The organism is Arthrobacter sp. ZBG10, from assembly GCF_001238605.1.
Lineage (GTDB): Bacteria > Actinomycetota > Actinomycetes > Actinomycetales > Micrococcaceae > Arthrobacter.
The window spans coordinates 39,035-62,791 of sequence record NZ_LFQH01000005.1 but is presented as its reverse complement, the minus strand read 5'-3'; the positions used below and the strand labels follow the sequence as shown (position 1 = coordinate 62,791).

The 23,757-nt window shown below is 69.5% G+C and carries 22 protein-coding genes and 1 riboswitch; of the genes, 14 read left to right on the top strand and 8 right to left on the bottom strand.

Going from position 1 to position 23,757, the window contains the following annotated elements; translation table 11 throughout:
• Nucleotides 1–192 precede the first annotated feature (192 nt).
• Together ACU18_RS01235 and ACU18_RS01230 are read left to right on the top strand one after the other, a co-directional pair.
• Nucleotides 193–1,131 (top strand): nuclease-related domain-containing protein, encoded by a 939-nt coding sequence (locus ACU18_RS01235; RefSeq protein WP_050683714.1) that lies wholly within the window; start codon nt 193–195, stop codon nt 1,129–1,131.
• A gap of 45 nt (nt 1,132–1,176) precedes the next feature.
• Nucleotides 1,177–1,779 carry a DUF4190 domain-containing protein gene (locus ACU18_RS01230; RefSeq protein ID WP_050683713.1) on the top strand — a complete coding sequence of 201 codons (603 nt, stop codon included), beginning with the start codon at nt 1,177–1,179 and terminating at the stop codon, nt 1,777–1,779.
• Nucleotides 1,780–1,890: 111 nt separating this feature from the next.
• On the opposite strand, the gene ACU18_RS01225 is transcribed toward ACU18_RS01230, so the two are convergent.
• A complete protein-coding gene (locus tag ACU18_RS01225) occupies nt 1,891–2,589 on the bottom strand; it encodes a FadR/GntR family transcriptional regulator (RefSeq protein ID WP_050683712.1) in 699 nt (232 codons plus the stop codon).
• Nucleotides 2,590–2,721: 132 nt separating this feature from the next.
• On the opposite strand from ACU18_RS01225, the gene ACU18_RS01220 reads away from it, so the two are divergent.
• From ACU18_RS01220 to ACU18_RS01210, 3 genes are read left to right on the top strand one after another with little or no spacing between them, the layout of a single operon-like run.
• Nucleotides 2,722–4,089: an SLC13 family permease gene (locus ACU18_RS01220; protein ID WP_050683711.1), complete on the top strand. Its 1,368-nt coding sequence runs from the start codon at nt 2,722–2,724 to the stop codon at nt 4,087–4,089.
• 46 nt (nt 4,090–4,135) lie between these two features.
• Nucleotides 4,136–5,344 (top strand): CaiB/BaiF CoA transferase family protein, encoded by a 1,209-nt coding sequence (locus tag ACU18_RS01215; RefSeq protein WP_050683710.1) that lies wholly within the window; start codon nt 4,136–4,138, stop codon nt 5,342–5,344.
• The gene (locus ACU18_RS01210; protein WP_050683709.1) at nt 5,344–6,885 is read left to right on the top strand and encodes a carboxyl transferase domain-containing protein; all 1,542 of its coding nucleotides are present in this window, start codon (nt 5,344–5,346) and stop codon (nt 6,883–6,885) included. The genes ACU18_RS01215 and ACU18_RS01210 overlap by 1 nt, the downstream gene beginning before the upstream one ends.
• Before the next feature lie 75 nt (nt 6,886–6,960).
• On the opposite strand, the gene ACU18_RS20125 is transcribed toward ACU18_RS01210, so the two are convergent.
• The gene (locus ACU18_RS20125) at nt 6,961–7,407 is read right to left on the bottom strand and encodes a LapA family protein (RefSeq protein ID WP_050683708.1); all 447 of its coding nucleotides are present in this window, start codon (nt 7,405–7,407) and stop codon (nt 6,961–6,963) included.
• Nucleotides 7,408–7,550: 143 nt separating this feature from the next.
• Nucleotides 7,551–8,957 carry an amidase gene (locus tag ACU18_RS01200; RefSeq protein ID WP_050683707.1) on the bottom strand — a complete coding sequence of 469 codons (1,407 nt, stop codon included), beginning with the start codon at nt 8,955–8,957 and terminating at the stop codon, nt 7,551–7,553.
• A gap of 186 nt (nt 8,958–9,143) precedes the next feature.
• On the opposite strand from ACU18_RS01200, the gene ACU18_RS01195 reads away from it, so the two are divergent.
• The 3 genes from ACU18_RS01195 (at nt 9,144) to ACU18_RS01185 (ending at nt 10,796) form a co-directional block, all read left to right on the top strand.
• Nucleotides 9,144–9,470, top strand: coding sequence for a rhodanese-like domain-containing protein (locus ACU18_RS01195; RefSeq protein WP_050683706.1), 327 nt, complete (start codon nt 9,144–9,146; stop codon nt 9,468–9,470).
• Between the two features lie 60 nt (nt 9,471–9,530).
• Entirely contained in the window at nt 9,531–10,508 is a 978-nt protein-coding gene (gene pheA, locus ACU18_RS01190; protein ID WP_050683705.1) for a prephenate dehydratase, read from the top strand.
• A 93-nt stretch (nt 10,509–10,601) separates the two neighbouring features.
• The gene (locus ACU18_RS01185) at nt 10,602–10,796 is read left to right on the top strand and encodes a hypothetical protein (RefSeq protein ID WP_050683704.1); all 195 of its coding nucleotides are present in this window, start codon (nt 10,602–10,604) and stop codon (nt 10,794–10,796) included.
• Nucleotides 10,797–10,839: 43 nt separating this feature from the next.
• Here ACU18_RS01185 and ACU18_RS01180 read toward each other — a convergent pair whose 3' ends face one another.
• Nucleotides 10,840–11,904, bottom strand: a complete 1,065-nt coding sequence (locus ACU18_RS01180; RefSeq protein WP_050683703.1) for a diacylglycerol/lipid kinase family protein — start codon at nt 11,902–11,904, stop codon at nt 10,840–10,842.
• 89 nt (nt 11,905–11,993) lie between these two features.
• On the opposite strand from ACU18_RS01180, the gene serS reads away from it, so the two are divergent.
• Nucleotides 11,994–13,274 (top strand): serine--tRNA ligase, encoded by a 1,281-nt coding sequence (gene serS / locus ACU18_RS01175; RefSeq protein WP_050683702.1) that lies wholly within the window; start codon nt 11,994–11,996, stop codon nt 13,272–13,274.
• A 10-nt stretch (nt 13,275–13,284) separates the two neighbouring features.
• On the opposite strand, the gene ACU18_RS01170 is transcribed toward serS, so the two are convergent.
• Complete coding sequence (locus tag ACU18_RS01170) at nt 13,285–13,821, bottom strand: GNAT family N-acetyltransferase (protein ID WP_050683701.1); 537 nt, start codon at nt 13,819–13,821, stop codon at nt 13,285–13,287.
• 258 nt (nt 13,822–14,079) lie between these two features.
• On the opposite strand from ACU18_RS01170, the gene ACU18_RS01165 reads away from it, so the two are divergent.
• On the top strand, nt 14,080–14,514 hold the full coding sequence (locus tag ACU18_RS01165) for a hypothetical protein (RefSeq protein WP_050683700.1): 435 nt from the start codon (nt 14,080–14,082) through the stop codon (nt 14,512–14,514).
• 47 nt (nt 14,515–14,561) lie between these two features.
• On the opposite strand, the gene ACU18_RS01160 is transcribed toward ACU18_RS01165, so the two are convergent.
• Entirely contained in the window at nt 14,562–15,935 is a 1,374-nt protein-coding gene (locus tag ACU18_RS01160; protein WP_050683699.1) for a PLP-dependent cysteine synthase family protein, read from the bottom strand.
• 202 nt (nt 15,936–16,137) lie between these two features.
• Here ACU18_RS01160 and ACU18_RS01155 point away from each other — a divergent pair, with 202 nt between their 5' ends.
• Nucleotides 16,138–17,643, top strand: coding sequence for an MFS transporter (locus tag ACU18_RS01155; protein ID WP_082178109.1), 1,506 nt, complete (start codon nt 16,138–16,140; stop codon nt 17,641–17,643).
• Here ACU18_RS01155 and ACU18_RS01150 read toward each other — a convergent pair.
• Together ACU18_RS01150 and ACU18_RS01145 are read right to left on the bottom strand one after the other, a co-directional pair.
• Nucleotides 17,640–18,026, bottom strand: coding sequence for a rhodanese-like domain-containing protein (locus ACU18_RS01150; protein WP_050683697.1), 387 nt, complete (start codon nt 18,024–18,026; stop codon nt 17,640–17,642). The two genes, ACU18_RS01155 and ACU18_RS01150, sit on opposite strands and share 4 nt — an antisense overlap.
• Nucleotides 18,027–18,063: 37 nt before the next feature.
• Nucleotides 18,064–19,215, bottom strand: coding sequence for an LLM class flavin-dependent oxidoreductase (locus tag ACU18_RS01145; protein WP_050683696.1), 1,152 nt, complete (start codon nt 19,213–19,215; stop codon nt 18,064–18,066).
• A gap of 191 nt (nt 19,216–19,406) precedes the next feature.
• A riboswitch (SAM riboswitch) is annotated at nt 19,407–19,515 on the top strand.
• A gap of 39 nt (nt 19,516–19,554) precedes the next feature.
• Between ACU18_RS01145 and ACU18_RS01140 the strand changes: the two genes are divergently transcribed.
• From ACU18_RS01140 to ACU18_RS01130, 3 genes are read left to right on the top strand one after another with little or no spacing between them, the layout of a single operon-like run.
• Complete coding sequence (locus ACU18_RS01140) at nt 19,555–20,652, top strand: LLM class flavin-dependent oxidoreductase (protein ID WP_050683695.1); 1,098 nt, start codon at nt 19,555–19,557, stop codon at nt 20,650–20,652.
• Nucleotides 20,653–20,665: 13 nt separating this feature from the next.
• Complete coding sequence (locus tag ACU18_RS01135) at nt 20,666–22,081, top strand: NtaA/DmoA family FMN-dependent monooxygenase (protein WP_050683694.1); 1,416 nt, start codon at nt 20,666–20,668, stop codon at nt 22,079–22,081.
• Nucleotides 22,078–23,721 carry an ABC transporter substrate-binding protein gene (locus ACU18_RS01130; RefSeq protein ID WP_050683693.1) on the top strand — a complete coding sequence of 548 codons (1,644 nt, stop codon included), beginning with the start codon at nt 22,078–22,080 and terminating at the stop codon, nt 23,719–23,721. Before ACU18_RS01135 ends, ACU18_RS01130 begins: the two co-directional genes overlap by 4 nt.
• The last annotated feature ends 36 nt before the right edge of the window (nt 23,722–23,757 follow it).

The following is a 23,757-nucleotide window of genomic DNA, read 5'->3' as shown; positions in this document are numbered from 1 at the left end:
TCCCTTTTGGGCGCCCCTGTGACGCGGGGGCGTCATCAACCAAGTAGTGGCACCGAGTACCCCGGTCAGAAAGTACTTATATACCGGGTCCTTGGCCCGCTGCTACTTTTCAAGAAAATCCAGGGATGACATCAACCACGGACGACGCCGGCCTGCCGCCATCGTTGCTCCGGCCAGGAAGCAGGGACGGCCATGGGCGCAGGGGACGGGGCAGCTGAGCAGTCACGGCTGGCGGCCGAAAGGGTGGCCCGGCTGAAGCTCCAACTGGACCGCGCCGAGCGGGCCACCAAAGCCTGGGATGCCGGTGCCGTGGGGGAGCGCATGGTGGCCGATAAGCTCGGCGAACTGGTGCCCCGCGGCTGGTACGTGCTGCACGATGTCCACTGGCCCGGCCGCCCCAAAGCCAACCTGGACCACGTCCTGGTGGGACCGGGCGGCGTGGTGGTGGTGGACGCCAAAAACTGGACCGGTGAGGTGCGTGTTGCTGCCGGGGTGCTGTGGCAGGGCCGGTACGCGCGGACCCAGGCGGTGGAAGGCGCCCTGGCGCAGTGCGCCGCCGTGGCGTCCGTCCTGGCGCCGCAGCACCGCAGGCTGGTGCGTCCCATGATCTGCATGGCCGCGCAGCCGGACCTCTTCGGCGTCACCAACTCGGACGTGGCCGTGGCCGGAGCCGGGCGCGTTGTCGGTGCCATCAACGCGCTGCCCCCGGTCCTCGACCCGCAGGCGGTGGTGGGCCTGTACGCCCAGCTCGGGCAGGAACTCACCCACGAACAGGAGCCCGGGATCACGGCGTTCCGCACGGTTCAGCCAGGCACCGTGGTCCGGCCGGCCGGCGGCCTCCCGCCGCGCGGACCCCGGCCGGTGCCCGCCAGCCCCGGACCCGGCAGTCCTGGACCCGGCAGCGCCGCCAACGCCCAGCCGGCCGGCGGCAGCCTTTCCGGGACCGCCGGCAAAGCCAGGCCCGCTAATAAGGCCGGCCGTAAGACCGGCGCCCGGCAAATGGGAAACCGGTCCCGCAAGGGACGCAGCATCAAGGTCCAGCACCCCGGAACCACCAGCGGGCTCCGGCTGGCGCTGCTGGCTGTCGTTGTAGTTTTCGCGGTATATCTGCTGCCGTATTTGGGGCGCTGACCGGCACGCGGCGGTAGGCTGGAAAGAAATCCTAGGGGGACCCTCTTGACCGACCAGCCTGCCAACAAGCCCGACGCCCAAGGCTTCGATCCGGCGCAGCCCGGTGTCCCGCCGTCGGGCTATGAACCGCCTGCCTTTGTGCCGCCGTACGGCTCCGACGCCCCGCCCGTGCCGCCCTACGGCGCAAACGAGGCGCCGCCGCTTTATGGCCAGGGCCATGGGCCGGCCGGTTACCAGGCGCCGCAGGGGTCGGCCCACGGCGACCAGTACGCCTCGAACCGGGCCCCGACGGGCCAATACGGCAACCAGTACGCCGCGGGACCGTACGCCCAGCCCGGCAGTCCCTTCGGTGCGCCCGGCAGCCCATATGCCCCGCAGGGCTACTACGGCATGGCCCCCCAGCCCAAGACGCTAAGCATTGCCAGCATGGTGTGTGGCATCGCCTCGGTATTGGTGGGCTGGCTGATGATCCCGCAGATCGCCGCCATCATCACGGGCCACATGGCGCTGAAGCGCGAACCGGCCGGCAAGGGCATGTCCATAACCGGCCTGGTGCTGGGCTACTTGTGCCTGCTGGGGTACGGCGCCTTCTGGCTGCTGTTGATCATCGGGCTCACGTACGCGAGCTCCAGTTCCTACGGGTACTGACCTGCTGCTGCCTTTCCAGGCTTGTCCGCGGATCCGAACCTTCAGGGCCCTGATCTGCGGACAACCTTAGGATCCGGGCTGTTCCGTGCCGCACGGCGCCCGCCCGGGCAGCTAGCGGAGCAGCTCCACATCCGAGACAAGTTCGATGTGGGCCAGCATGGCATCGGCTGCGCCGTCAGGATCCTGGGCGCGGATGGCGTCGGCAATTTTCCGGTGTGAGGCCAGGGACTGCTCCGGCCGGCCAGGCTGGCCCAGGGACTCCATCCGGGTTTCCAGGATCATCTCGGCGATGAACGCCATCAACTGCGCCAGCACCGAGGAATGCGCCGCGCCCGTGACGGCCTGGTGGAACAGCTCGTCGCCATGCGTGCCGCGGTCCCCATCGCCGATTTCCGCCGCCATCACCTCCAGCGCCGCGTCAATGGCGGTGAGGTCCGCGTCCGTGCGCCGGACGGCGGCGAGGGCCGCAAGCTTAACCTCCAAGGTACTGCGGGCCTCGACAATCTCCGGCAGCCGGCTGCGGTGCTCGCGCAGGCCCTTGATCACCGAAGCGACGCTGGGCCGGCGGGCCAGGACCGCGCCGGTGCCGTGCTGGACGTCAATGACCCCCAGCACCTCGAGGGCCACGAGTGCCTGCGCCAGGGTGGCACGGGAAACGCCGAGCCTTTCTGCGAGGTCGCGTTCGGCCGGCAGCAGGTCGCCGGGACCCAGCCTGGCCGATTCGATGTAGGCGAGGATCTGCTCCACCAGCTGCTCGTACAGCCGTGGCCGCGCCACCCGCTCGAGTCCCAGCCGTGATGACTTCTCCACAAAACCCCCGCTACGTCGTCGTTGTCTCCCAGAATACAGCGCAAACCTATTGACAGATAGACTCACTGTCTAAGAGGCTAGTCCAGTGAGCCAGTAATCCACGTCACAATTTTCTGCAATGGAGAACCAACGATGTCCGCTCCTGTCCTGTCCATCATCATCCTGGCGGCGATGTTCCTGCTCGCCACCGTGCTGCCCCTGAACATGGGCGCGCTGGCGTTTGTGGGTGCCTTCCTGCTGGGCAGCGTTGTCCTGGGAATGTCCACCAACGACATCCTCGCCAACTTCCCCGGCGGCCTCTTCCTGACCATCGTCGGGGTCACCTACCTCTTCGCGATTGCGCAGAACAACGGCACCATCGACCTGTTGGTCCGGGGTGCCGTCCGGCTGGTGGGCAGCCGGGTGGCGCTCATTCCCTGGGTGATGTTTGCCATCACCGCCGTGATCACCTCCGTGGGCGCGCTGTCTCCCGCCGCCGTCGCCATCATCGCGCCGATCGCGCTCAGCTTCGCCGGAAAATACAAGATCAGCCCCCTGCTGATGGGCATGATGGTGATCCACGGCGCCCAGGCAGGCGGCTTCTCGCCCATTGCCGTGTATGGCGTCACCGTCAACGGCATCCTGGCCAAAACGGACCTGGACTTCAGCCCCACGGCGCTGTTCCTCTCCAGCCTGGGCTTCAACCTCGTGATCGCCGTGATCCTCTTCATCGTCCTGGGCGGGAAGGCCCTGCTGTCCTCCCGCGTGGGCCACTTTGTGGAGCAGGCAGCGGAGGCCCGGATGTCCGTCAGCGTCGGCGCGAAGGCCGGCAGTGACGTGGCCTTCAAGGGCTTCGGCTCCGGCATGTACGGTCCCCGCGACCCCGCCGGCGACGGCGTGGCAGCCACCCGGGAACGTTCGCAGCGCCTCCCGCAGCTGGTGACCATCGCCGGCCTGATCGCGCTTGCGGTCATCGCGCTGGGCTTCAAGGTGGACGTGGGCTTTGTGTCCATCACCATCGCGATTGTGCTGGCACTGGTGTCCCCGGCCGCCCAGAAGGGCGCGATCAACAAGATCAGCTGGTCCACCGTGCTGCTCATCTGCGGCATGCTCACCTTCGTGGGTGTGCTGGAGGAAGCCGGCACCATCGAGTTTGTCTCCGGCGGCGTCGCGGGGATGGGCCTGCCGCTCCTGGCCGCACTCCTCATCTGCTACATCGGCGCCGTGGTCTCCGCCTTCGCTTCCTCCACCGCCATCCTGGCCGCACTGATCCCGCTGGCCGTCCCGTTCCTGTCCTCCGGCGACATCGGCGCTGTCGGCGTCATCTGCGCCCTCGCGGTTGCGTCCACGATTGTGGACGTCTCGCCGTTCTCCACCAACGGCGCCCTGGTCCTGGCCAACGCACCGGAAGGCCTGGACAAGGACAGGTTCTACAAACAGATCCTCGGCTACAGCGGCATCGTCATCGTCGCAGGCCCAGTCCTGGCATGGCTGGCCCTGGTGGTCCCCGGCTGGCTCTAGCCACCACCGCTCCCCGCCACCCCGCATCAGAAAAGGAACACCGCACATGAGCAGAGCTGACAGCACCCAAGGACCCCTGGCCGGCCACACGGTGATCGACCTGAGCCGCGCCCTGGCCGGGCCGCACGCCGGCATGATGCTGGCGGATCTGGGTGCCCGCGTGATCAAGGTGGAAAACCCGGGCACGGGCGATGACACCCGCGGCTGGGGCCCGCCTTTCGTGGGACCCGAGGACGATCTCCAGTCCACCTACTTCATGTCCTGCAACCGCAACAAGGAATCCATCAGCCTGGACCTCAAGAGCGGTGACGGCCAGGCGGTGCTCCGCGGCCTGCTGGAACGCGCCGACGTGGTGATCGAGAACTTCCGCCCCGGTGTGATGGACCGGCTGGGCTTCTCCACCGGTGCCATGCATGAGCTCAACCCGCGGCTCATCATCCTGTCCATCACCGGGTTCGGCCACGACGGCCCTGAGTCCCAGCGCAGCGGCTACGACCAGATCCTGCAGGGCGAAGCCGGCCTGATGTCGCTCACCGGCTCCGGCCCGGACGACCCCCAGCGCGTGGGTGTCCCCATCGCCGACCTCCTGGCCGGCATGAACGGGGCGTCCGGGGTCCTCGCGGCCCTGGTCGAACGGGGCCGGACCGGCAAGGGGCAGGTGGTGCGCACCTCGCTGCTGGCTTCGCTGATCGGGGTCCACGCCTTCCAGGGCACCCGGACCACCGTGGCGGGCGAGGTGCCGCAGGCGCAGGGCAACCACCATCCCTCCATCGCCCCCTACGGCCTGTTCGCCTGCAAGGACGGCAGCGTTCAGATCAGCGTGGGCAGCGAGAAGCTGTGGGCGGCGTTCACAGCGGCCTTCGGCCTGGACCCGGCGGCCGCCGGCTTTGCCAGCAACGCGGACAGGGTGCGCAACCGCGCCGGGGTGATTGCCGCCGTCGAACGCGCCTTCTCCGCCTATGGCGCTGCGGAACTGCTGCAGAAACTGAACGACGCCGGGATCCCGGCAGGCAAGGTCCGCTCGCTGGATGAGGTCTACGCGTGGGACCAGGTGGCGTCGCAGGGGCTGGTGGTGGACGTGGAGCATCCGCTGCTGGGCACCGTCAGCCTTCCCGGCCCGCCGCTGCGCTTCTTCGCCGCAGGCGATAGCGCGGAAACCACCATCACCAGCCACAGCGCGCCGCCGTTGCTGGACGCCGACGGCGGCGCGATCCGGGAGTGGCTTGGCCTCACCGCCGCGGCGGGCACCAAGTAATGCCTACGTCGGAGAAGGTCCGGCACCTGGGCGCCGCCGAGCTGCTGTCGGCCGTGGTGGATCCGGGGTCGTTTGTTTCCTGGGACGCGCCCGCGGAGCAGCCGCCCGTGTCCGATGGGTACGCCGCCGACCTGGCCAGGGCCCGCGACCGCAGCGGCACCGACGAGTCGGTGCTCACCGGGGCCGGGCTGATCCAGGGCCGCCGCGTGGCGGTCATCGTCAGCGAGTTTGCGTTCCTTGCGGGGTCGATCGGGCACGCGGCCGCGGAGCGGATCGTGGCGGCCGTGGAACGGGCCACCGCCGAGGGGCTTCCGCTGCTTGCCGGTCCCGCTTCGGGCGGAACGCGGATGCAGGAAGGCACCCTGGCGTTCCTGTCCATGGTCAAGATCACCGGCGCCGTCCGCGCCCACCGGCAGGCAGGCCTGCCGTACCTGGTCTACCTGCGGCACCCCACCACCGGCGGGGTGATGGCCTCGTGGGGCTCGCTGGGCCACATCAACGTGGCGGAACCCGGCGCCCTCCTGGGCTTCCTCGGCCCGCGCGTCTACGAGGCGCTGTACGGGGAGGCGTTTCCGGACAACGTGCAAACGGCGGAGAACCTGTTCAGCAAGGGCCTTATCGACGGTGTGGTGGCGCCCGGACAGCTGGCGAACCTGGTGGCACGGGCCCTGGACATCCTGGCCGCAGCGCCGGGTACCGGTGTGGGCCCGGAGGGGTCCGGCCCGGCTGCCAAACCGGCTCCGCCGGAAACCCTTGCCGTCCGGCCGTCAACTGTCGACGCCTGGACCTCCATCGGTATCTCCCGGAAACCGCGGCGGCCGGACCTCCGCCAGCTCCTTAAGTACGGCGCCAGCGATGCGCTGCCCCTCAACGGTACCGGCCAGGGGGAAAAGGATCCCGGGCTGCTCCTGGCGCTGGCCCGGTTCGGCAGCCAGTCCTGCATTGTGCTGGGCCACGCCCGGCCGCTGCGGAAGGACGCCGCCGGCATGGGCCCAGGCTCGCTGCGGGAGGCCCGGCGGGGCATGAAGCTCGCCGAAGAACTCCGGCTGCCCCTGCTGACCGTCATTGACACTGCGGGCGCGGATCTGTCCAGGGAAGCCGAAGAGGGCGGCCTGGCGGGGGAGATTGCCCGCTCACTGCACGAATTGATCGGACTGGAATCACCGTCCGTCTCGGTGTTGCTGGGGCAGGGTGCCGGCGGTGGGGCGCTCGCCCTGCTGCCCGCAGACCGGACCATCGCGGCGCAGCACAGCTGGCTGTCGCCGCTGCCGCCAGAGGGCGCCAGCGCTATTGTGCATCGCACCACCGCCCACGCTCCGGCCATGGCACAGGCACAGGGTGTAAACGTGGCATCGCTGTACGCCAACGGCCTGGTGGACCACATTGTTGACGAGCGCGGCGACGCTTCGCTGGAGCCCGCCGGATTCTGCGAACGGATGGCCCGGGCCATCGAGTACGAGCTGGGAAACCTGGCCGGGGCGCCGGTTGCGTCGCTGGTGGCGTCCCGGGCGGAAAAGTACCGGAACCTGGGCGCCTTCTAGGCTCCCGCCGCTTCCAGGCCTGCGCCGGGCAGGCGGGCCCGGAGCTTACCGCCCGGGCCCGCGCTGCGGCCCGCCTCAGCGGCGGTTCGCGGCCCTGGTCCGGTGCGCCGTGGCGCGGAGCTGCAGGATCCGGACCCCGCCGGCCGCGGCCACCAGCACGCCGCCCGTGACGCTGGCGATGAACAGGGCCATGCCCAGTGGCAGCTGACCCTCCAGGCCGAAGTACCGGACCAGGACCTGGTCCTGGTTCTGCAGGATAAAGATGATCAGGAGGATCAGCAGGACCAGGGAGGCCACGACGGCGGCCCACACCACGCCGGCGCGGGTCACCTTGGGCTCCTCCGCCGGCCGGGTCGCTGGCTGCCGGGGCTCCTGCCTGCGGGAGTCCTGCTTCCGGGTCTCCGCGGTGCCCGCCTGGGGTTCGGTCGCGGGTGCTGCGGGCTCATGGTCCGGAACCGCCGGCACCTGCCCGGCGGGATCCGGCTGGCCGTCCGTGCCGGGGGTGTACTGTCCAGAACTCATGTTGCTCCCCTTAACTAATAAGCATGCTTATGGTGCAACCTTAGTTGGCGGGGCTGCCGGGAACAACTGCTCCGGGAAGGCTCCCACCGGCTCTCCACATGTTAGGGCGGAGTTGGCGGGCTGCCGGATCCCGCCACGGGCTTTCAGAATCCGATCTGATGCGCCACCTGCAGCAGCAACGACTCTGAGCCGGCCGGCCCCACCAGCTGGATGCCCATGGGCAGCCCCTGCCCGGGTGCCCCGCCCGTCCAGTGCACGGGAATGGTGATGGCGGGCAGGCCGCACACGTTCACCATGGAGGACCATGGCGCGTACTCGCATTGCTTCCGGTAATCCCCGTCGGCATCCCCGGGCCACTGCGCCGCAGGCCACCTGTCGCCGCCGTGGACTGTTCCCGTGAACCAGCCCACCGGGCGGGGTGTCTGGGCAAGTGCAGGCATCAGCATCAGGTCCCACTGGGCGTACTGGGTCACCGTGTCATGTTCGAACCTGCGCAGGAACGCCAGCGCTTCCTGCAGCTTGGCAGGGCTCCGCTGCTGGGCCCGCCGCCGGAAGGTCCTGGTCAGCGGGGCCAGCAGCGCCTCCCTGGTGGGGCTGATCCGGGCGCTGCCCACCCCTGCGGTCCAGGTGGTGGTGAAGGCGTCCGGGTAGCGGTTGTCGTACCGGACCGGGGCTTCGGCCACCACATGCCCGGCCCGGGCCAGCAGCTCCACCCCGGTGTGGAGCGCGTCCAGCGCCTCCTGCTCCACGGTGAACGGGAACGTTCCGGCCCACGGGGACTCCAGTGTCAGGCCGATCCTCAGCTTCCGCGGGTCCGGGCCCAGTGCTGCCAGGTAGCCCGCCCCGGGCACCATGGCGTCCATCAGGAGCGCGGCGTCCGCGGCGCTCCTTGCCAGCGGGCCCGGCACCACCAGCCGGGCGGGATCGCCCTGGGATTCCGCGGCCGGCATGGCGCCGCGTCCCGGCTTCAGTCCCACCAACCCGCAGGCAGCAGCGGGAATCCGGACGGATCCGCCGCCGTCCGTCCCGGGTGCCACCGGAAGCAGGCCCGCGGCAACAGCCGCTGCGCTGCCGCCGGAGGAACCGCCGGAACTCCTGCTGGGAGCGTGCGGATTACGCGACGGCGGCGCGATCCGGTTTTCGCTGTACGCCGTCAGTCCGAACTCCGGAACCTGCGTTTTGCCCAGGGACACCACGCCCGCGGCCTTGAGGACGGCCACCAGCTGCCCGTCCGCCGGGGCCGGTTTGTGGTCCACGGCGGCGCTGCCGTGGGTGGTCACCACACCTGCCACATCCGTGAGGTCCTTGAACGCAACCGGCATCCCGTGGAGCAGCGGAAGGTCCCCGGCGCTGGAGCGGGAATGGAGCGCGTCGGCCTCCCGGGCGCCGGCCATGGCCTGCTCTCCGGTGACGGTCACAAATGAACCCAGCAGCGGGTTCCGGTCAGCGATGCGGGCCAGGAAGTGCGCCGCGGCCTCGCCCGCGGAGACGGCACCCCGGCGCAGCAGGTCCCGCAGTTCCACGGCCCCCAGCTCGTGCAGCTCAGCCACGGTTGCCTGGGTCCTGCTGCCCGGGCTTGTTTGCGGCGCGGAAGAAGGCGGGTCCGGCGGGCTGAACTGCAGTGATGGCATCCTCCAAGCGTTTCACGTAGCGTATCGCGGCCGGCAACGGGGCCGGCGGACGCCGGAAGCACTAGGCTTAATGGTGTCTTCCGATCTGCCACGACAGGACTTCCAATGAGCGACTTTGACACCGTCCCCGTCCATGACGTCCCCGCCGGCGCCGCAATCCTTGACGTCCGGGAAGACTACGAGTGGGTGGCCGGGCACGCCGACGGCGCCCGCCACATTCCGCTGGACCAGCTACCCGCGCGCCTCGATGAACTGGACCCTGATGAGGATCTCTACGTCATCTGCCGTACCGGCGGTCGTTCCTTCCGGGCGGCCCAGTGGCTGACCGGACAGGGCTACTCCGCCTTGAACGTTTCCGGCGGCATGGACCAGTGGCTGGAGGCCGGCAAGCCCCTGGTCTCGGACAACGGGCTCAAGCCGCTGGTGCTCTGAGCCCCCGGCCCTCCGGCCCGCGTCCGGGCAGCAACCAACCACCAGCCGAAGGGCTTCACCATGCCGCCACCCGTCACGTACACGTTCCTGGGACCTGAGGGGACGTTCACCGAAGCGGCCCTCCTGCAGGTGCCGGATGCGGCCGGGGCCACCCGGATCCCCGCTTCGAACGTCAACGCTGCCCTGGACCTGGTCCGCCGGGGCACGGCGGACGCGGCCATGGTGCCCATCGAAAACTCCGTCGAGGGCGGCGTCACCGCAACCCTGGACGCGATCGCCGGCGGTGCGGAACTTCGCATCCTCCGTGAAGTCCTGGTGCCCATCAGCTTTGTGCTGGCCGTCCGTTCCGGCACACCAATGGCGGGCATCCGCAGCGTGGCCACCCACGGCCACGCCTGGGCGCAGTGCCGTGGCTGGCTGGAGGGGAATATTCCGGAGGCAGAATATGTCCCGGCATCCTCAACGGCAGCAGCCGCCGTCGGTCTGCTGGTGGCAGACTGCCCCTACCACGCTGCCATCTGCTCACCGCTGGTGGCGCAGGCACAGCCCGGCCTCGAGGTGCTCGCCACTGACATCGGCGATAATCCCGCGGCCGTGACCCGCTTTATCCTGGTGGGCAGGCCCGGCGCCCTGCCGCCCCCGTCAGGCGCCGACAAAACCACCGTGGTGGTGCCGCTGCCCGCGGACCGGCCGGGTGCCTTGATGGAGATCCTGGACCAGTTCGCCACCCGGGGCGTGAACCTGAGCCGGATCGAATCCAGGCCCACCGGACAGTACCTTGGGCACTACTTTTTCAGCATCGACGCGGACGGGCACGCCGCCGACGCCCGCATGGCGGATGCGTTGGCCGGGCTGCACCGCATCAGCCCCGCCACCCGGTTCCTGGGCTCCTACCCCCGGGCCGACGGACAGGCTGCGGTGGTGGAGCCGCACACGTCCGATCACGCCTTCGGCGCTGCGCAGGCCTGGGTCCAAGGCATTCTCCAACCGGCATCAACAGGACCGGAAAGCGGTTCCACCACTTCGCCCACAGCGTAGGTGAATACCGTTCCGAGTACTTCCTTAGGGCCCCGGCCGTGCGTAAGCTTGCTTGATCCACCGGGGAATGGCCCCGAATGAAGGGAGCGGGTCATGACTGCGAACAGCACCGATGACGGCCAGGGAATGATTGTGAACCCCAAGCCTGCAGCCGACAACCAGGACTGGGACGGAGACGATGCCGACCGCGCCGACCGCCTGCGCTTTGAAGAGGAACAGGCGATGATCCGTGAGCAGTCCGAGGCCAGGGCTGCCGCGAAAGCCGCCGCACAGGCCGCAGGGGACTGACGCCCGCACGTTGCAGGTCCGCCGCATTCCGGCAGGTGCCGGTTCAGTGCCCCGCCGCGGGCCCTTTCACCCGGACCAGCAGGGACTGCGGTTTGACCTGGACAGTGAGTCGGGTGGCAAGCCCGGACGTGTCCCCATCCAGTTGCGTGGGCATGGGCTCGGGGCATTTAATGACGATCCGGCCGGACCGGTACACAGTCATGATGGGCAGCTTGCCGCTGTGCTTGAAGATGACTTTCAGGTACATCAGCAGCCAGCCCAGGGCGCTGCGGGGGCTCATCACCACCACGTCCAGCATCCCGTCGTCGATCATGGCCTGCGGGATGAAGTCGATGCCGCCGGGAACCAGGCCGCAGTTGGCGAACAGCACGCTGCGGATGTTCCGGACCTGTTCCGGGTTGCCGTCCAGTGATATGGAAACCTTCTTGCGCCGGCCCGGCAGGTGGCGCACCCCTGCTTCCGTGTACGCCAGCCAGCCCACCGCTTTTTTGAGGCCGTCGTTGGTGTCGGCCAGGACTTCGGCGTCCACGCCGATTCCGGCAATCACCAGGAACACGTGCTCCGAGGAATGCCCGGTCCGTGAGTTCTCGATCCCCATCCGGGCGGTATCGATGTAGCGTTGCCGGCCAAACAGGGCCGTGTGGACGTTGCTGTGCAGGTCGTGGACATCAAGGTCCACGTTCCGGGCCAGGAGGTTGCCGGTTCCCAGCGGGATCAGGCCCATGGCCACGCCGCTGTGCGCCAGCGATTCGGCGGCAACCCGCACGGTGCCGTCGCCGCCGCCCACCAGGACCACGTCCGGGCTGCCGGCCAGGGCCGCCTTCACCTGGGAATACCCCGGATCCTCGGCGGTGGTCTCGAAGAACACCGGCTCGTCCCAGCCGGCGGACAGGCAGGCGCGCTGGATGGTGGCCCTGGCCTCGCCGGCGCGGGCTTTGATGGGGTTCAGGATCACTGCCACGCGCTGCCGGGCCAGCCCGGACTCGTGCGCGTCGCCGCCCACGGCGCTGCGGATGTGCAGGGCCTTGAGCCGCCGCACCCCCCACCAGCTGGAGACGGCGAAGGCCAGCGCCGCCGCGCTCAGAAGGTACAGGATCCAGTCGCTCATGGTGCTTCAACAGTAGCCCGGCGGGCGCCGCACCCGCGCGCCCGCCCCGGCTGCCCGCCGTCGTGCGTTGGATTGGATACCCTTGGGGAGTGATCGACGTAAAAGACCTCAGCGAAAACCCGGACAAGTTCCGTGCCAGCCAGCGCGCCCGCGGCGCCGACGAATCAGTGGTGGACGCGATCATCGCCGCGGATTCGGACCGCAGGGCTGCGCTGATCCGCTACGAAAACCTCCGCGCCGAGCAGAACGTGTTCGGCAAGAAGGTGGCGCAGGCCAAGGGTGAGGAAAAGCAGGCGCTGCTTGCCGAGGTCCGCGAGCTGGCCAACTCGGTCAAGGCAGCCTCGGCGGAAGCCGACGCCGCGCAGGCCAAGCAGGAGGAACTGCTCCGCGCCGTCCCCAACGTTATTGAAGACGGCGTCCCCGAAGGCGGCGAGGACGACTTCGTGGTGGTCAAGACAGTGGGCGAGCCGCGGGAATTCGCCGGCTTCGAACCCCGCGACCATCTGGAAATCGGCGAGCTGATTGGCGCCATCGACATGGAGCGCGGCGCCAAAGTGTCCGGCTCCAGGTTCTACTTCCTCCGCGGCGTGGGCGCCCGGCTGGAAATGGCACTGCTGCAGATGGCCATGGAACAGGCCATCGACGCCGGTTTTGTCCCTATGATCACGCCCACCCTGGTGCGCCCCGAAACCATGCAGGGCACCGGCTTCGACGTCAAGCACGACGCCGAGATCTACCGTCTCGCCGAAGACGACCTTTACCTTGTGGGCACCTCCGAGGTGGCCCTGGCCGGCTACCACGCGGACGAAATCCTTGACTTCAGCGCCGGGCCCATCCGGTTCGCCGGGCAGAGTTCCTGCTACCGCCGTGAGGCGGGCTCGCACGGCAAGGACACCCGCGGCATCATCCGGGTGCACCAGTTCAACAAGGTGGAGATGTTTATCTACACCACCGTTGAGGAAGCCGCTGCCGAGCACCTGCGGCTGCTGGCCTGGGAAGAGGAGATGCTGGCCAAGTGCGAGCTGCCCTACCGCGTCATCGACACCGCAGCCGGTGACCTGGGCATGTCCGCGGCCCGGAAATTCGACTGCGAGGCCTGGGTTCCCACCCAGGGCGCCTACCGGGAGCTCACCTCCACCTCGAACTGCACCACGTTCCAGGCCCGCCGCCTCAACATCCGCGAACGCACCGTCAACGACGCCGGCGTGGCCAAGGGCACCAGGGCTGTCGCCACCCTGAACGGAACCCTGGCCACCACCCGCTGGATCGTGGCCATCCTGGAGCACCACCAGAACCCGGACGGCTCCGTCAACGTCCCCAAGGCGCTGCAGAAGTACCTGGGTGGGCTGGAAGTACTGCCCGTCCTGTAGCCAGGTGCGGTCAGCCGGCCAGGTCCAGCGTGTAGACCACCAGTTGCACCTTGGGCGCGGGCCGGGGCTTTTCCCGGTCCGGCCGGCGGATGAAGCCGAACTGCCGGTAGAGCTCCTGGGAGCCCAGGTTGTCCACGCCGGTGTCCAGGACCACGCCGCGGGCGCCGTTCCGGGCTGCGAGCTGCACCGAGTGTTCCAGCAGGAGCCGGCCCAGACCCTGGCGCCGTGCCTCCGGCAGGACCGCCAGCAGTCGAACCTCCGCCTCCCCTGGTTCAGCCTGTCGGGCCAGCGGTGATCCGTGCAGCAGTACCGTGATGGTGCCCACCAGCTTTCCCGTCCGCACGTCCTCGGCGACCAGCAGGGTGCCCGCATCTGCGCGTGCCTCCGCATCCACCAGCAGGGTCAGGCGCTCGCTGTCCGGCTGGTCCGCCGCCGGCAGGTGGTGGCCGAACCCGCGGTAGGTCAGCTCACCCACCGCTGCGTACTCGGATTCGCGGGCCCGCCTGACGATCAGCGGCTCAGTGGACGTGGTGGCGGTGGCGGTCATGGTGGCGCCCTCTCGTGTTCGGCCGGCCCCGCACCGGCTGCGCGGGTTCCCTGACCGACAGGCTAAGCATGCCGGCAGCCCGTGGTCATCCCGGGCCGCAACGGGGCGTCGCGCCTTGTCATCCAAGGAAACGGGAGGACATCTGTTGCGCCGCGCGTCGGCGGGTTGCGTCCGTGTTGGAAAGCCTCCTGCCCGGTGGTTGGCTGGTTGGAAAAGGCCCCGGGCCGCCGTCGGCCCCGCAATGAACAAGGAGACCGGATGGCCGGCACCCTCACCCACCGGATCACCAGGCTGTGCGGCGGCGAACTGGCAACCTTCCGGTCCCAGCTTGCCGCCCTGGCCCGGGAGGACATGTACAGCGGCGGCCTGGAGAGTGCCGTTACGGCGCTGCAGCGCAGGCCCGCCCTCCTGACGGAGGGTTCATCCGTCACCATTGTGGGTTTCGGAACCAAACCGGCGGCCGGTCCGCCCGTGCTGACCCTGTCCGTTTCGCTGCTGCTGGACTACCAGCGGTGGCCCCTGGATGTGTTCTGGGATGAGGCGCACGCCTGGGCGGACGCTGTGGCAGCCCCCGCCCTGGTCGTGGCGGGGATCAGTGCCCGGCACGAGGACGAAAACGGCATGGTGTTCCATTACCGGCTCAAGGACGCATCCAGCGCAGTTCCTAAGCTTGTCCGCAGCTCAGGGACCTAAAGCCTGGGCTTTGCGGACAAGCTGACGAGACCTGGCCTGGCTTGACTTCAAGCCGGCCACGGCGCCGCGGCGGCGATCCGGCCATCCACCAGGACCGCGAGGAAACCCGGCGCTGCGTCCGGCCGGCGCCCCGGCGCCGGCTCCCCGGCACCCAGAGCCTGGTACGCCACTCCAGCCAAGGCGGCGTCTTCCGGGCTGCCGGAGCCGGCGGCCAGTTGCCGGAGGGACTCCGGCGTGACCACGGCACGGACCTCGCGGGGATGCACTGTGCCGTGCCGGGTTCCCCGGTCCAGGGCCAGGAACACCGGCGCCGTGGGTTCCAGGCCCAGTGCCGCTGCCGCCGCGATGGCTTCGCCAGCTGTCAGCGAGGCCGGGAGGATGGGCACGCCGGCCGGTTCGCGGCCCGCCAGAAGGCTCCGGACCGTTCCTGCCGGGTCCGGTGGTTCAAGGAAGCCCAGCCGGGTGAGCCAGCCGTCGTCGAAGCAGGTCGAAAGGTAGTTCCGGCCGGAATCGGGCAGGACCACCACGACGGTGTCATCCGCATCGAGGGTCCCGGCCAGCCGGAGCGCTGCGGCCAGGGCCAGGCCGCCGGTTGCCCCCGTCAGGAGCCCTTCCTCCCGGGCGGCGCGGCGGGCGGTGAAGATGGCTTCCCGGTCGCTGACCCGAACGTACTGGTCCACCACCGAAGTATCAAACGCTTCGGGCCAGATGTCTTCCGTGGAATCCGGGTGCAGCGCGTGGCCGGCACCTTCCACATACTTGAGGGCGCCGTCGCCACCGGCGTAGCGGGAGTGCTCCGGATCCGCGGCCACCACCCGGATCCGGCCGCTGCTGGCCTCCTTGAGGTGTCCACCCGTTCCGGACAGTGTGCCGCCGGTTCCCACGCTGGACACCAAATGGGTAACAGTGCCTTTGGTGTCCGCCCAGATTTCCGGCCCGGTGGATTCCCGGTGCGCTGCCGGGTTGGCAGGATTGTCGTACTGCTGCGCCAACCAGGCTCCCGGGGTGGCGGCAGCGAAGTCCGCGGCGCGGCTGGCCAGGTGGTCCGGGTGTCCGCGCGGCACAAAATCAGCCACCAGGTGGACCTCGGCACCGTATGCCCGGAGCAGGCTGATCTTTTCCGCCGCCGTGGCCGTCGGTGCGAAAATCACCGACCGGTAGCCCAGTTGCGCCGCCACCAGGCTCAGCCCGATGCCGGTGTTGCCGCTGGTCCCCTCCACCACTGTGCCTCCCGGCCGCAGGTGTCCGGCAGTTTCGGCAGCCCTGACCATCGACAACGCTGCCCGGTCCTTGACGCTGCCGCCGATGTTCTGGAACTCGAGCTTCGCGTAGATCCGCGGGCTGAGGCCGGCGCCGAGCCTGCGGAGGCGGAGCAGCGGTGTGCCGCCGATGGCGTCGAGGACTGATTCGTGAACGGTCATGGGGCCACGGTAGGGGGCAGCCGGCAGGGGCCCAAAGCTGCGTTTCCCCGGGTGTCGCAGGATGAGCCAATGCGTCCGGCAATGGCCCTGCAGCCGTCATAAATATGCCCTCCCAGGTCCGCTGATGTCACCTGCGGTCACTGGGATTCACGTTCCGACTCGAAATTCCGGAACGCCCGGAAACCCGCCATAGAGTCCGGACATGGCCCTCCGAATCCAGCAAAGACGTCAACCCAGCGGTGGCCGCAGCCAGGAAACCCCGCAGCGGCAGGTGCCGCCCCGGACTGTCCTGTGGCTGTGCCTGGGGGCCGGGTTCATCACGCTGCTGGACCAGTCGGTATTTGTCCTGGCAGTACCGGCCATGGCCGCCGGATTGCAGGCGGACGCCGGGCAGGTGCAGTGGATCCTGGCCAGTTATTCACTGGCGTTCGGGCTGGCGCTGGTACCGGCGGGCCGGCTGGGTGACCTTGTGGGCCGCCGCACCCTGTTCGTGGCAGGGCTCAGCGTCTTTGGCGCGTTCAGCCTGCTGGGCGGCCTGGCCACCGATCCGACCGTGGTCATTGGGGCACGGCTCCTGCAGGGCCTCGGTGCAGGGGCCCTCAACCCACAGGTCCTGGGCCTGCTGCAGGATGTCCATGCCGGTGCCGGCCGGGCCAAAGCCTTGGGGTACTACGCGGCGGCGGGCGGAACGGCTGCCGTGTGCGGTCCGCTGATTGGGGGCGTGATCCTCTCCGTGGGCAGCCAGGAAGGGAGCTGGCGGTTGCTGTTCCTGGTCAACGTTCCGCTGGTCCTGGTCCTGGTTCCGCTGGCCCTGGTGTTCCTCCCGCGCCGGTCCCGGTCGCCGGCGGTGCCCGGCCAACGCCGGCCCACCATCGATGCAGTAGGCGCGCTGCTCCTGGGTGCCGTGGTGCTGGCCTCGCTGGTGCCCACCATCCAGGGCCCGGGTCCGGAAACGCCCATCTGGCTGGGGAGCAGCGCCGTGGCGCTGGCCGTGTTTGCCGGCTGGGAGGTCCTGTACCACCGGCGCGGCCGGACCCCGCTGCTGGTCCCGGCACTGGTCCGCTCGCCCGGCTACGTCCTTGGCACCGTGGTTGCCTTGTGCCAGTTTGGCGTGGGCGCGGCCATGGCCGCGGTCACCGCGTTCTACTTCCTTGCCGGCACCGGCCTGCCGCCGTTGGCGGCCGCCGCGATCCTGGCGCCGCAGGCCGCAGGGATGCTGCTGGCCTCCAGCTTCAGCTGGCGGTTCCTGGGCCGCTACGGGCGGGGCGGTGTCGTCTGGGCGCTGGTGGCCGGCCTGGCCTGCCTGCCCGGCAAGGACTTGGCCGTCCAGTACCTGGACAGCGGAGCCGCTGCGATGGCGGTGGCCGCCGTCGGGCTCCTGCAGGGGCTAGCCGTGGGTCTGGTGGTGGCCCCCAACCAGACCCTGACACTGGCCCAGGCCCCGCCCGGTGCCACGGGGGTGGCCGCGGGCTTTTACCAACTCAGCCAACGGTTCACGGCGGCGCTGTGTTCAGCGGCCGCCGCCGGCATGTTCCTCACCGCCGGCGCGGACCCCCGCCGGGCCTTCCACCAGGGTGTGGTGCTCTGCTCGGTGCTGCTGGGCGTCGCTGTGCTGGCCGGCAGTGCGGACTGGCTCCGCACAGCCGCTGTCGCCGGGCGGCAGGCCACCCGCCGGCAGCCTTCGAAGCGCCGGCGGGCCGGTCCTTAAGCGGCCGGGCTCTGGGCGCCCGGGTCCGTGGGGCCTGTGGTGGGCACCCCGGCCTCCCGCAATGCCGGGAAGCCGCCGTCCACATGGACGGCGTTGGCGTAGCCCAGCACCTTCAGCTTCTCGGCTACAGGGCGGGAGCCGTTGACGGAGCCGCAAAACACCACTATGTTCCGGCCCGCGGCTTCCACTTCGGGCAACAGTTCGGGGGAGTCGGGGCCGAAGTCCTGGTCCACCCGCTCCCGGTTGACCACCAGCGCCCCGGGGATCGCCCCGGTGCTGTTCCGGCCGGCGTCACTGCGGACGTCAACCAGCAGGGCCCCTTCGGCGATGAGGCGGGCGGCGTCAGCGGCGCTGACCAGTTGGGTGTCGGTTTCGGTGCTCATGGTTCTCCTTTGAGGATGGGTTGGTTGGACCGGGGTCTTAGCCGCGGGCCCAGGCGTCGGCAAGCAGCCCGTAGGATGCCACCTGCTCCGCCTGCCCGTGGGCGATGGTGGTGATCAGGAGCTCCTGGGCGCCCGTGGCCCGCTGCAGCGCCCTCAGGTTGGCGGTGACCGTCCCGGGGGCGCCCACGAACCGTGTTTCCACGCGGTCCCGGACCAGCTCCGGGGAGCCCACCGCGGCGTCCAGCCGGCCGCCGTCGGCCGGGGCGGGATAGGCGATGGCGCCTTGGCCGCTGCGGATGCTGTGCACCCAGGCGGCGAAGCCCGCGCCGAGCCGCCGGGCGTCCTGTTCGCGTTCGGCCACCAGCACGTCCGCGGATACCGTGACGTACGGTTCCGGCACCGCCGCCGAGGGCCGGAAGTGGGCCCGGTATTCGGCCACCGACTCCAGTACCGTGGCCGGCGACACGTGGTAATTCGCGCCGAACCGCAGGCCCAGCTTCCCGGCAAGCCGGGCGCTGGGCCCCGCCGTGGAACCGTGGAGCCAGAACTGCGGGGCATGTCCCAGGGCAGGTGTCACCGTGATCCCCTCGCCGTGCCGAGTGCGGTAGCCGCCGTCGAAAAAGCCGATGACGTCCTGCACGTCGCTCTCGAAGTTGTCCGCATCCCCGGGCTCCCGGCCCAGGAGCTCGGCCTGGAGCCGGAACTTCCGGGGCAGCACGGAACTGAACGGCTGCCGTTTGGCGGGGACCACCAGGCCCGCCACCACCCGGCCCGCGTCCTCCGGCGCGGGTTCGCCGGCAGTCCGGAGGTCTTCCCCGCCGGTGCTTGCCGGCGGGGAAGCGGGTTGGCCGGAGCGGCCAAATCCCAGATCGATCCGGTCCGGGAACACTGCCGCCAGGGTTCCGACGTTTTCGGCTACCTGCAGCGGCCGGTAGTTGCCCAGGATGGTGGCAGCCGTCCCCACCCGGATGGTCCGGGTGGCGGCAGCAACCAGGGCGGACAGCACATGCGGGGCGGAACCCGCGACGCCGGGATTGAGATGGTGCTCGGCCAGCCAATAGCGGTGGTAGCCGAGGTCCTCGGCAGCGACGGCCAGCTCCACGCTGTTGCGCAGCGCCTGCCCGGCGTCCACCCCCGCCGGGATGGGGCTCAGATCGAGAACTGACAGCAGGGCATCCGTTGGGCTCATGGCTTGACCCTACGGACGCCGGCTCCGGCGCCCAAAGCGCCATGTCACCGGACTCAACGGTGCGCAACAGGCCGTCACAGGCGCCGCCAGATGACGGTTTAAGCCGTCGCTTGACGTGGCGTTTCGCGCGTTGACCTCGTGCGACAACGGCGGTTGCGGGGGTCATTCGGGGATCGTACATTCGAGCCATAGGTCAAGAGTCAGCACGCCAAGGACCGGCTCGTGCTGCGGCAACCCTCAGGCATTTAGTGGCGGGGTGCTCCGGAAACAGACCTGGCCGCACTGCGGCAAGTGAAATGTCGTCCCGGCCGCACCAGCGGCCCCTGAAAGAGGAAAGCCATGCCTTCACTACCAGTACCCGAAAACCGTCCCAACGTGGTGGCCGTTGAGCTCGACGGCGACGGGGCGCACCCCGCCGCGTGGCGCCACGCCCACCACCTTCCGGACGGACTGCTGGGCGGTGCCCGCATCAGCGGCACCGTCCAGGCCGCAGACATCGCCGGCTTCCACCTGGCCACCTTCCGCGATTCCCGCGTGGTGGATGCCGGCACGGCCGGGATTCCCGGCCGGATCGATGCCGTGCAACGGGCCGCCTTCGCTGCCCCCATCACCGGCTCGATCGGCCTGGTACCCGAGGTGGACACCCTCTACACCGAGCCATTCCACGTCGCCACCCAGCTGGCCAGCCTCGACTACGCCTCCCAGGGCAGGGCGGGCTGGCTGGTCAGCGCGGCCAACGCGCCCGAAGAAGCCCGCGCCGTGGGCCGTGAGCAGCTGGCCGCCGCCGCAGCGCCCCTCGAAGCCGCGGACGCCGTGGAAGCCGGCCGCCGGCTCTGGGATTCCTGGGAGGACGACGCCGTCATCCGCGACGCCTCCACCGGTCGCTACCTGGACCGCGACAAACTGCACTACGCCGACTTCGAAGGGGAGCGCTTCGCCGTCAAGGGCCCGGCGATCATTCCCCGGCCATTGCAGGGGCAGTTGGTGGTCATCGCTCCGGCGGCGCTGCTCTCCACCGTGGAAGCCGACGTGGCACTCGCTTCAGCCGCCACCGTTGACGGGCTCGCCGCAGCAGCCTCAGCGGCGGCCGCCACCGGCGTTCCCCGGACCCTCGTGGAGCTCGACGTGATCCTCGACGCCCGCGGCCAAACGGCCGCGGAACGGCTCGCGGAGCTGGACCGCCACGAGCCGTGGACCGGCGGCGCCCGGTACGTGGGCAGCCCCGCCGGCCTCGTGTCCCTGCTGGCCCGGCTCTTCGATGCCGCGGACGGCGTCCGGCTGCATCCCGCCGTCGTGGACGTCGACCTGCCGGAACTGGCGCTCAACGTCCTGCCCGCGTTGCGCGCCGCCGGCCTGGTCAGCGCGCCCGCCGCCGGCACCACGCTGCGCCGGTCCTTCGGCCTTCCCCGCCCCGCCAACCGCTACGCAGCGGCCTGAAAGAGAGCACCCCATGACCACGCACCGTCCCACCGGCAACGGCCGGATCCAGTTCGGCGTCTTTTTCCAGGGCGTCAACCACACCACCGTCTGGAAAGCCCCGGACAGCGGCTCCCAGACCGACTTTGAATCCTTCCGCCGCGTGGCCCAGACCGCCGAACGCGGGCTGTTCTCAGCCTTCTTCCTGGGCGAAGGACTGCGGCTCCGTGAACACCTGGGCCGGATCCACGACCTGGACGTGGTGGGCCGCCCGGACGCGCAGACCGCCCTGGCGGCACTCGCCGCCGTCACCACCAACATCGGCCTGGTGGCCACCCAAAACACCACCTACAACGATCCCGCGGACCTGGCCCACCGGCTGGCCAGCCTCGACCTGCTCTCCGGCGGCCGCGCTGCCTGGAACATCGTCACCACGGACAATGCCTGGACCGGCGCCAACTTCCGCCGCGGCGGGTTCCTCAAGCACGAGGACCGCTACGTCCGGGCCGAAGCCTTTGTCCAGACCGCCAAAGCCATCTGGGACTCCTGGGCCGACGGCGCAATCGCCGGGTCCCGGAGCGACGGGCGCTGGCTCCGGCAAGGAAGCATCACCCCGGTGCGCCGGAACGACGCAAGCTTCGACGTGGACATCACGGGACGGCTGCCGCGGTCCGCCCAGCACCACCCCGTCCTCTTCCAGGCGGGGGATTCACCCGACGGCCGCGACTTCGCTGTCCGCAATGCCGACGTTATCTTCTCCCGGCACGCGGAACTCGAGGATGCGAAGGTGTTCCGGGCGGACATCGTGGCCCGCACACTAAAGGCCGGCCGCCCCGCGGATGACGTCAAAATCTTCCCGGGCCAGGAATTCATCCTCGCCGCCACAGAAAAGGAGGCCGCGGAGAAGGAACACTGGGTCCGGGAGCAGCAGGTAGGCCCGGAGACGGCAATCGCCTACCTGGAACAGTTCTGGGGCCGGACCCTGGACGGGTATGACCCCGACGGGCCGCTGCCTGAGATCGACCCCGTAGTGGACGTCACGAACCCCACCCGCGGAAACGCCTTCCACGGCAAAAGCGCAAGGGAACTCGCTGGCCAGTGGCGGGACGAGGCCCGCGGGAAGGGCCAGTCCATCCGCCAGTTCGTTGCTGCCCGGTCACGCCTGAACGGCCGCGGCCTGGTGGGCTCCTACGACGGCGTCGCCGACCTGCTGGCTGAATACGCCAGGACCGGAGCGGTGGATGGATTCAACATCACCCCCTGGCTTGTCCCCGGCGGGTTGGACGACATTGTCAACGAACTCGTCCCGCGCCTGCAGGACCGCGGCGTCTACCGGACCGAATACGAAGGCACCACCCTCCGCGAAAACCTGGGACTTCGGGTCCCCTCATCACACCGGCGCGGCACCCTGTCCGCGGCCGGCCGCCAGGAAAGCGAAAACGTCGCATGAACCCCTTCAACCCCGCTGGAACCACCGCCAATCGCCCCACCAGCAGGCCCGCCGTCGTGGGCGGCCTCCTCGCTGCGGCCCTCCTCTTGTCCGCCTGCGGCGGGACGGCCGGCGCCGGCACCGAACCGGCCGCCGACGCCACCCCTGTTTCCGGCGGAAACCTTAACTTCGCCCTTTCTGTGGACCGCGGCTGCATTGACCCGCAACAGGCGGGCAACAACGACGCCATCGCCGTGGCCCGGCAGACAGTTGCCTCGCTGACGTCGCAGGACCCGAAAACAGGGGAGATCGTGCCGTGGCTGGCCGAAAAGTTCGAGGCCAACGCCGACGCCACCAGCTTCACCTTCACCCTCCGGGACGGGGCCACGTTTGCCGACGGAGCCGCCATCGACGCGGCCTCCGTGAAGACCAACTTCGAGGCCATCAAGGCCCTCGGCGCGAAGGCCACCCTGGGTTCGACCTACCTCAGCGACGTCAGCGCCATCACGGTGCCGGACGCCAAAACCGTGGTGGTGGACTTCTCCAAGCCCAACGCCCAGTTCCTGCAGGCCACGTCCACGTTCACCCTGGGCCTGCTCTCCCCGGCGTCCGCCGCCCTGTCCGAAGCGGATCGCTGCGCCGGTAAATTCTCCGGTTCCGGACCGTTCAGCGTCCGCAGCTACACCGTGGATAAGGAAGCAGTCCTGGAACGCCGGCCCGGCTACTCCTGGCCTGCAGCCACCAACACCAACAAGGGCGAGGCGTACCTGGACACTGTCACGTTCAAGATCATCCCCGAGGCCGGGAACCGTACCGGGTCCCTGCAGTCCGGCCAGATCGACGCCACCGCGGCCATCTCCGCCGCGGACGTTGCCCTGTTCAACGGCAACGGCTTCAGCACCGAAACCCGCGCCAACCCCGGGGTGGTCTACAACCTCTACCCCAACGAGTCCAGCCCCAAGCTCAAGGACACCGCCGTCCGGCAGGCCATTTCCAAGGCCATCAACCGGGAGGAAATCACCAGCACCCTGCTGACCGATGCCGACCAGCCGGCCAAGGGCGTCCTGTCCCACACCACGCCGTACTTCACGGACCTCAGCCCGCTGCTGGCCCATGATCCCGACGGCGCCAGGAAACTTTTGGACGCCGCCGGCTGGAAGGAAGGCCCGGACGGTGTCCGGGAAAAGGAGGGCCAAAAGCTCTCCTTCCAGGTCACCTACTGGCAGTCGCCCAAGGAAGTCCTGGAACTGGTGCAGCAGCAGCTCAAGGCCGTGGGGGTGGACCTGCAGCTGAAATTCACCACCATCGCGGATGTCACGGCCGCCCAGGCGGACAAGACCTATGACTTCTCCTACGGCAACCTGACCCGCAGTGATCCGGACGTGCTGCGGACAGTGTTCTCCTCCGCCACCGCCCGCGGCGGCAGCAACCTGAGGGAACAGCTTCCGGTGGACGACACCCTGGGCGAACAGGCAGCAGCCCTGGACCAGGCCGCCCGGCAGAAGCTGGTGGACCAGGCCCAGGAAACGCTGATCAAGGACGCCCACTCCATCCCGCTGTACGAGCTCTCCACCACCATCTCGGCCAGCGAAAAAGTGCACGGCCTGACCTTCGAGGCGTCCAGCCGGCTGGACTTCTACGACACCTGGCTCAGCAACTAGGCAGCAGCGGCGGCCGGCCCCTCACAGGCCAGCCGC

Excerpts from the sequence above, each read along its gene's own strand:
- ACU18_RS01235 (WP_050683714.1), top strand. The coding sequence starts at position 193 with ATGGGCGCAGGGGACGGGGCAGCTGAGCAGTCACGGCTGGCGGCCGAA.
- ACU18_RS01220 (WP_050683711.1), top strand. The coding sequence starts at position 2,722 with ATGTCCGCTCCTGTCCTGTCCATCATCATCCTGGCGGCGATGTTCCTG.
- ACU18_RS01215 (WP_050683710.1), top strand. The coding sequence starts at position 4,136 with ATGAGCAGAGCTGACAGCACCCAAGGACCCCTGGCCGGCCACACGGTG.
- ACU18_RS01210 (WP_050683709.1), top strand. The coding sequence starts at position 5,344 with ATGCCTACGTCGGAGAAGGTCCGGCACCTGGGCGCCGCCGAGCTGCTG.
- ACU18_RS20125 (WP_050683708.1), bottom strand. The coding sequence starts at position 7,407 with ATGAGTTCTGGACAGTACACCCCCGGCACGGACGGCCAGCCGGATCCC.
- ACU18_RS01195 (WP_050683706.1), top strand. The coding sequence starts at position 9,144 with ATGAGCGACTTTGACACCGTCCCCGTCCATGACGTCCCCGCCGGCGCC.
- pheA (WP_050683705.1), top strand. The coding sequence starts at position 9,531 with ATGCCGCCACCCGTCACGTACACGTTCCTGGGACCTGAGGGGACGTTC.
- ACU18_RS01185 (WP_050683704.1), top strand. The coding sequence starts at position 10,602 with ATGACTGCGAACAGCACCGATGACGGCCAGGGAATGATTGTGAACCCC.
- ACU18_RS01180 (WP_050683703.1), bottom strand. The coding sequence starts at position 11,904 with ATGAGCGACTGGATCCTGTACCTTCTGAGCGCGGCGGCGCTGGCCTTC.
- ACU18_RS01170 (WP_050683701.1), bottom strand. The coding sequence starts at position 13,821 with ATGACCGCCACCGCCACCACGTCCACTGAGCCGCTGATCGTCAGGCGG.
- ACU18_RS01165 (WP_050683700.1), top strand. The coding sequence starts at position 14,080 with ATGGCCGGCACCCTCACCCACCGGATCACCAGGCTGTGCGGCGGCGAA.
- ACU18_RS01160 (WP_050683699.1), bottom strand. The coding sequence starts at position 15,935 with ATGACCGTTCACGAATCAGTCCTCGACGCCATCGGCGGCACACCGCTG.
- ACU18_RS01155 (WP_082178109.1), top strand. The coding sequence starts at position 16,138 with ATGGCCCTCCGAATCCAGCAAAGACGTCAACCCAGCGGTGGCCGCAGC.
- ACU18_RS01150 (WP_050683697.1), bottom strand. The coding sequence starts at position 18,026 with ATGAGCACCGAAACCGACACCCAACTGGTCAGCGCCGCTGACGCCGCC.
- ACU18_RS01145 (WP_050683696.1), bottom strand. The coding sequence starts at position 19,215 with ATGAGCCCAACGGATGCCCTGCTGTCAGTTCTCGATCTGAGCCCCATC.
- ACU18_RS01140 (WP_050683695.1), top strand. The coding sequence starts at position 19,555 with ATGCCTTCACTACCAGTACCCGAAAACCGTCCCAACGTGGTGGCCGTT.
- ACU18_RS01135 (WP_050683694.1), top strand. The coding sequence starts at position 20,666 with ATGACCACGCACCGTCCCACCGGCAACGGCCGGATCCAGTTCGGCGTC.
- ACU18_RS01130 (WP_050683693.1), top strand. The coding sequence starts at position 22,078 with ATGAACCCCTTCAACCCCGCTGGAACCACCGCCAATCGCCCCACCAGC.